The 6,511-nt window shown below is 36.5% G+C and carries 3 protein-coding genes; all 3 read right to left on the bottom strand.

All coding sequences use genetic code 11. From position 1 onward, the window contains the following. The 3 genes from ACFTQ7_RS15005 to ACFTQ7_RS15015 all read right to left on the bottom strand — a co-directional run bounded on the left by ACFTQ7_RS15005 (position 1) and on the right by ACFTQ7_RS15015 (position 5,663). Positions 1-1,887 (bottom strand): ABC-F family ATP-binding cassette domain-containing protein, encoded by a 1,887-nt coding sequence (locus ACFTQ7_RS15005; RefSeq protein WP_386829730.1) that lies wholly within the window; start codon positions 1,885-1,887, stop codon positions 1-3. Between the two features lie 240 nt (positions 1,888-2,127). Beyond that, on the bottom strand, positions 2,128-3,549 hold the full coding sequence (locus ACFTQ7_RS15010) for an anion permease (RefSeq protein WP_386829731.1): 1,422 nt from the start codon (positions 3,547-3,549) through the stop codon (positions 2,128-2,130). A gap of 566 nt (positions 3,550-4,115) precedes the next feature. Continuing rightward, entirely contained in the window at positions 4,116-5,663 is a 1,548-nt protein-coding gene (locus ACFTQ7_RS15015; RefSeq protein ID WP_386829741.1) for an esterase/lipase family protein, read from the bottom strand. Between the last annotated feature and the right edge of the window lie 848 nt (positions 5,664-6,511).

Here is a 6,511-nt window from a genome sequence, read left to right on the forward strand (position 1 = left end):
TTATCCGTTTACGATTTCATCTAAATACGACCATCTTTCAATCAGATGCTCATATTGTGCATTCAGCTCATCTAGTTTCGCCGTTAATTCCTGTAGCTTTGTAAAATCAGCTCCAGCATTGGCAACACCTTCTTCTGTCTCCATAATTGCTGTCTCTGTCTTTTCTATTTCATCAGCAATAGTTTCCCACTCTTTTTGCTCTTTAAAAGATAATTTTTTCTTGTCTGATTTAGGTTTTTCGGTCTTAGGTTTTTCAACTTTCGGCGCCTCTACCTTTACAACAGCTTCCTGTTCACGCTTTAGTAAATATTCACTGTAAATATCAAGCGTCTCATTAACATGCCCTAGACCATCTAAAACCCACAGCTTTTTCGCAATTCGATCTAAGAAAAATCGATCGTGGGATATCGTTATAACAACTCCAGGGAAATGCTCAATGAAGTCCTCTAGCACACCTAATGTTTCAATATCTAAATCATTTGTAGGCTCATCTAATAACAGTACGTTCGGTTGCTCCATTAATAATCGTAATAAATGCAGTCGTTTACGTTCTCCACCTGATAATTTACCGATAGGTGTACCATGTGCATGAAGTGGGAATAAGAAACGCTCCAGCATTTGAGCAGCCGAATAGCGTACACCTTCTGCATCTGTAATATCATTTGAAGCTTCACGAATATATTCAATCATGCGCTCATTTTCATTCATCTTTGGTAGTGTTTGTTTGAAATGCGCTAACTTCACTGTCGAACCAACAAGAATTTCACCAACATCAGGTGTTAGCTCCCCTGCTAGCATGTTCAATAATGTTGATTTTCCTACACCATTCGCTCCGATAATACCGATACGATCGCCCTGCTGTAGTAAAAATGAAAAGTGATCAAGGATTTTTTGTTGGCCAAATGCCTTTGAAATATTTTCAGCCTCTAAAACTTTCCGACCGAGTCGTGTTGTTGCAAGACCAAGTTCAAGAGAGACATCCTCAGATTTACGCTCCAAGTTATCCTCTAACTGCTCAAAGCGCTGGATACGTGCTTTTTGCTTCGTAGAACGCGCTTTCGCACCACGACGAATCCATTTTAATTCTGAGCGATAGCGGTTGCGATCCTTTTGTGCAGAGGCTGCTTTCATTTCCTCACGAATAGCACGAGCTTCTAAATAATCCCCATAATTCCCCGTATGGCGGTATAATGTTTGATCAGCCAATTCGTAAATATGCGTAGACAGCTCATCTAAGAAATAACGATCATGAGTAATAAATATAACTGCTCCCTTTAATCGTAACACCATTTCCTGTAGCCACTCTGTTGACTGCACATCTAAATGGTTGGTAGGCTCGTCTAATAAATAAAGATCTGCCGGCTCGATTAAAACTTTTGCTAAAGCAACGCGCTTTTGCTGACCGCCTGAAAGTGTTAACACTTCTTTATCAAACATTTCAATCCCAAGCTTCGTAAGTGCTGTCTTAGCAAGAGCATTGACATCCCATGCCTGCTCTTCATCCATACGATGTTGCAAGCTAAATAACGTTTTTTGTAAACTTTCTGAAGTCGGATTTAATGCAAGTGCAGCAACCGTTTCCTCATATTCTCGATTCAGTTTTAAAATAGGTGAATCTCCTGCAAACACTGCCTGTAACACAGTTTCGCCACTATTAAAAGTAGGCTCCTGTGGTAAATAAGAAACACGATATTTATTCGGGCGGTCAACTTCCATAGAATCCGCTTCGATTTCATTTGCTAAAATAGAAAGCAATGTGGATTTACCAGTACCATTAATACCAATTAACCCAGCTCTCTCCCCCTCATAAATGGTAAATTCAATATTTTGAAAGAGCGTTTTATCGCCCACTGTTTTCGTTAAATTTTGTACAATTAAATGACTCATTACACTTTTCCATCTCTTTCATTTAGGTGTTGTTTAATGTCCATACTACTTTTTAATATGTAGTTTATTATTGATATCCATTTTTATCATAACACCAAATGACAGGTAAACAAAGGACAACAAACTCTTCTTAACCATCAAATAAACCTCCTCCATTACATGCAAAATGAAGAAAGGTTAAAAATCTCAAAAAAATATCCGGATAGAAATATTTCTACCCGGATACAGAAGCTAATTATTTCACCAATAATTAAGAAGCTTCCACCATAATCCTCCTACTATAACAAAAATCAGAATTGTTACAACAGAAACTACAAAACCAACTGTCCACCATTTTTTTTGATCAATATAGCCTGCACCGAAAAAGACCGGTGCTGGACCAGAACCATAATGAGTAGTGGCGCCAAATAAATTACTAAATGCTGCTAATAATATAGCCGCTAACATTGCTGGTGCTCCTGCTTGCAGCATAACAGATAAAAACGCTGCATACATCGCACTAATATGAGCAGTGGAACTCGCAAAGAAATAATGAGAATAGAAATAGACTAATGCTAATATGACTACAGCCCATATCCAACTATACCCAGATACAAGTCCACCCACTTCATTACTAAACCACGGAATTAACCCTAGTTTGTTCATAAAAGATGCCATCATAAATAATGTTGCAAACCAGATTAGTGTATCCCACGCGCCTTCTTCCTTCTTAATATCTGCCCATGTTAATACATCTAACAATAAAAGCAATGAAAGACCTATAAGAGCTGCTGTAGTAGCACTAATGCCTAAGTAGTCTCCACCAATCCATAACGACAACACAGCAACAAATACTACGATCATTCGTTTTTCTGAACTTTTCAGCGGACCAAATTCATCCAGCTTCTTTTTAGCAATAGCTGCTGCCTCTGGTGTTTCCTTGATTTCAGGCGGATAAATTTTATAAATAACGTAAGGAACAACGATTAAAGCTGTTAACCCAGGGACAATCATAGCCAATGCCCAACCAAACCAAGTAATTGTTACCCCTGCTGAATCGCTTGCCAGCTTTACAATTAAAGGGTTCGCTGCCATGGCTGTCATAAACATAGCAGACGTTATTAAATTTCCTTGAAAGCCTACCTTTAATAAAAATGCCCCCATCTTACGCTCTGTCCCGTCTTCCGGTTTAGATCCGAAAGTATGGGATAATGACTGGATGATAGGGAATATAACACCACCAGCACGAGCTGTATTACTAGGAATAGCAGGTGCTAATATTAGGTCACTCGCTAATAAAGAATAAGACAGACTCAAAGTTTTTTTCCCAAAAAGACGAACAAATACATAGGCAATTCGTTCACCTAGCCCCGTTTTAATAAATCCTCGAGAAATAAAGAAGGCAATAACAATTAGCCAAATCGTTGAATTGCCAAAACCACTTAGAGTCTCTTCAATAGTTAATGTATTAGTTATGGCAATCATAGCCATAGCAATAAAGGATATCGCTCCCATTGGTAACGGTTTCGTTATAAATCCTATAATTGTCGCAACAAAAATAGCAAATAGATGCCATGCTTTTTCATCTACTCCTGAAGGTACTGGACAAAACCAGATTGCTACGCCAACAGCAAGGGAAATGAAGAAAGGAATCCATTTGACTGCGCTTTTTGCTTCTTTCATGATGTTGATGCTCCTTTGACGGTTACCCCAATGTTTTTTAACAGGCGATTTCTCCCACGATCTAATACCCGAATAAACTATAGACAAAATCAAGATCCCCATTGTCGAAAAAGCATAAGTAATTATATATGCTTTGTGCATTGGATGAAAAGAGTTTTGACTCATTTTTTAAGAAAAAATAATCAACAATTACAATTATCTATCTTTTATGATGTTTTTTTGTTTTGAAAATTTTAAACAAACACATATTCATTGAAGTTAGCATGTGCAATTCCACTGAAAAAATACGAATGAGCGCGTTTTGAATGAGTTGGATATGCGTAAGTAATGATATTTTTGATTGGTATATTAAATCCTTTTGTATTCTATTTCATTTTATAAAAGTCTTGTTACTAACAGTAAAAATACCATGCTGATTGCCAACATGGTATTTTTCAAATCTTTTATTTAAATAGTGACTCATTACTCTATACTATCTTTTTTAATTGTATGATTATCAATTTGAACGAAATCCAACCGTTGCTAAAGATATATTTCCAAAGTCTTTTTCTAATTATTGCATATGTCTATTTTATATACTTAGAACGAACAATGGTTCTATTATAAGGATTGCCTTGTAACGTTTCACCGGAAATATTTAAGGTTATATTATATACACCAGATTTTTTATCACCTGGAAAATTCACCATAAAGTTTTGTTGATCAACCTTTTGAATTTGTAGAGATGAAGCAATATCTTTACCTGTTGGATCTAGTATTCGTAAATCGAATGTAAGTTTTTGTAATTGTTGATTAGCTTGCATCGTGATAATATTATTCGTTTCTAATGATACTGTTGGAATACTCACCTTTATCAAAGACGGCCCCCCGTGTTGAACTGCCAATAAATACGCATTATTCTCTGCTTGCGTCCTTAGATTTATCTTCCATTCCCCGATCTCAGAAATAACGCCAGTAAATGTATGAGGTGCTACGCCATTAAAGAAGGAGGCTTCATCCAATGATTGGATTGTCTGGTTGGTATATTTTATTCCTGAAGGAGATACCAACTCTATCTCATCACTAGTTAACCCTGTCCACAATTTAACATTATCTAGTGCAGTATCCACATAAAAAGAATGTGTCACATCATATGACGATTGTAACTTTCCTCCGTAAAAATAATGAGAAACATCCAACTCTTGAAACATATCAGATTGAGAAAAGTATTCTTTGTTTGCAATGATACGATCAGTAGAAGCAGACTGTAGATACTGTTCCAATCTAGAAAATACCGCAGATCCCATTCGAATACTGTCATGGTCAAGAGAGGTATCGGTAAATAAATGTGTTCCGTAAGCTAATTTAGTACTTGCCTCTTTGACTAATCCATCATTTGGATCGGACAGATATAGACCACCCATCCAGAGTGCAGATAGAAATGGTCCTGAATTAGTACCGGCTATTGTATAATAGTTGTTCCTACTTACGTTGGGGTGATTATCTATTAGTGAGCGAAAGTGTTCCATCTCCCCAACTTGAAGTGAATATGTTCCATCATCATTTTCACCGAGTAATGTAGCTAGCCAACCTGCCCACCAGCTATAAGCAAGATCAGCTAACTCTGATCCATAATGAGGTGAACCTAAAGTAAGCACCCTACCAACGTACGAATGAGCATTATTAAGAACTAATGCTGCTTGGGTATCAGGCCCACCCTTGCTATGGGCAATTATATTTAATTTTTTTCCGTGAAAATGTTGACTGATTTCTTTTAACATTGAGGCTAATAACTTTCCATTATCATATTGACTATAAGAACCTTTACCTGCCGCATCGTATAATTGAACAAATACAGTTTGATATCCTGCTTCATAAGCTTTTGTATACATATCATTAAGACCGTGATACTCTGTATTACCATACCAACTTGTAGAGTTACCGTTTTTCCCTTGAACGAAAACAATAGGTGGTTTATTCGGATCAACATTAGGTGGAGTATCTCCTAAAAACCACTCTCCCGGTGTAAAGCTTTCACCTGGTGGCTTCACTCCATAAGGTTCAATCGGGTTTGAAGCAAATACATCTGGAGTAGAAAAAAGAATAATTGTGACCATTACTAATAACGAAACCATTTTTTTCAAATTATTTTCCTCCTAACCATTATAGATTAAGTTCGTAAATCTGTAGAAAAGCAATTTAGATTCCATAATTCCAAAAAAACTCTCGATTACTACATCATCGTAACGCTTTCCTTTGCAAGGCATATCTTGTGTAAAGTCTACAAAAACAGGTGTTGATTAACTGACATTAATGATAATAAATCTGTCTTCAAAGATGTATTTTCAAACAGAGACAAACTAACCTACCATCCACCTATCTCAATATTCTATAAAAGGGAATGATTTCCTTCTAATTCAGACAAAAAAATAGCATTATCTTATACTGCGGCGAAGCCTAACGTTGAGAAGCAGCATAATAGATTGCGTTAACAAGTAAAATAACATAGAGCGAAACGAATTGTCCCTTTGTTTTTAAGTGACATACCAATTGCATTAATTACAGCACAACTTTCTCTTGAATATATCCTCGATAATTCCAATATATCTATTTTCCTTATTTCCTTATCGATCAAACCAAACGTATCTTTTTTTAAGTGATTCATAAATTTCTACCTTCTAGAAAAAGTAAATAATTTCGTTGCAGTTGGTCAAAAAACATTTAATTTAGCAAGTCTTATATCTAATTACTACCATCCAAACATTTTTCCTAAATTTCCTCACACATGCTTTAAAAATAATAAAAAAAAGTGGAGTAAATCACTCTAAGTTTAAAACGCGCGCTTGTGCCTTCATTTCACCATTTGATATAAATTGATGGACAAAACCAATCGAGTAGGAGGGAGTGGTTAACTCCCGACCTCTCACACCACCGTACTTACGGATCCGTATACGGCGGTTCCATGAAGTCTGACGAACAGCGA

It is taken from the genome of Lysinibacillus sp. NPDC056959 (genome assembly GCF_042674095.1).
In the GTDB taxonomy this organism is placed as follows: Bacteria; Bacillota; Bacilli; order Bacillales_A; family Planococcaceae; genus Lysinibacillus; species Lysinibacillus zambalensis.

What these genes read in the sequence shown, in the direction of transcription:
- ACFTQ7_RS15005 (WP_386829730.1), bottom strand. Translation starts at nt 1,887, where the DNA reads ATGAGTCATTTAATTGTACAAAATTTAACGAAAACAGTGGGCGATAAA.
- ACFTQ7_RS15010 (WP_386829731.1), bottom strand. Translation starts at nt 3,549, where the DNA reads ATGAAAGAAGCAAAAAGCGCAGTCAAATGGATTCCTTTCTTCATTTCC.
- ACFTQ7_RS15015 (WP_386829741.1), bottom strand. Translation starts at nt 5,663, where the DNA reads ATGGTTTCGTTATTAGTAATGGTCACAATTATTCTTTTTTCTACTCCA.